Annotated in this window: 1 protein-coding gene; it reads left to right on the top strand. The window is 44.1% G+C overall.

Going from position 1 to position 1,052, the window contains the following annotated elements; genetic code table 11:
- Positions 1–1,052: PepSY domain-containing protein (locus E8Q33_RS15495; protein WP_168800229.1), on the top strand; the 1,052-nt coding region annotated here is incomplete at both ends.

Consider the following 1,052-nt stretch of genomic DNA (forward strand, 5'->3'; position numbering starts at 1 on the left):
AAAAAATCGAAAACGCAAACCAGCTTCAGGCTTTGGCCTCTGCTCAAGCCTTTTATCCTGCAGCAAAAACTGAATATCTCGGACTTATTGAGTACGACAGTTGGACTTTGTCGCGAGGTCTAGACACCGAAAGACCTTTGCACAAAATTAGACTCAATGATGAGGCTGGCCGAATTCTGTATATTTCTTCACATTCTGGCAGAGTCATCCGTGATGCAACTTTTCATGAGCGAACATGGGGTTGGCTTGGCGCCTGGTTACACTGGCTATATCCATTTCGAAACTTAAGCTGGTGGAACGAGCTGATTATTTACCTCTCGATCACTGCAACAGCGATGGCATTTTTAGGTCAGTTTATTGGCATCAAGCGCTGGCGCTTTAGCAAAACCTATCGTAGTGGCTCACATTCGCCATACTCTCAGACCAATATGCGTTGGCATCATATCGGCGGTATGTTGTTTGGTTTTTTGTTAATTGCCTGGATTTTCAGTGGTTTAATGTCTATGAATCCCTGGAACTTGTTGGCCAATAAATCGGAGATTGATATCCAGAGCTTTAAGGGAGAAGCACTCAATAACTTCGATACCAATATGACTACGGCAAAGCTTATCCAAAATTTCCAACAGGCAGGTATTCAGCCTCGTGAGCTGGTCTGGAATAAAGTCGCTGGTAAAGATTGGGCAACGGCTTACGATGAACACGGGCAAAGTCGAGTACAAGCCCTATCATCAACTGGACTTGTACTACAGATCGTTCCATTAATGGCATTAAAACACGCGGTTCAAACTATGTCTGATACACAAACATTTCAGCTTGAGTGGGTGAAGGATTATGATTTTTACTATTTTGCCCGAGAACAACAAAGCATGTATGGCGCAAGAGAAAGACCGTTACCAATTTTACGCGCCAAGTTTGATGATCCTGCTAAAACGTGGATTCACATTGATCCACATAACGGGGCGGTCATTGAAAGCCTTGATCAAAACCGTCGAATAGCACGCTGGCTATTTAATCTTTTGCATAGCTGGGATTGGCAGCCGTTACTGGAGCGC

It is taken from the genome of Methylophaga sp. SB9B (assembly GCF_004832235.1).
GTDB lineage: Bacteria > Pseudomonadota > Gammaproteobacteria > Nitrosococcales > Methylophagaceae > Methylophaga > Methylophaga muralis.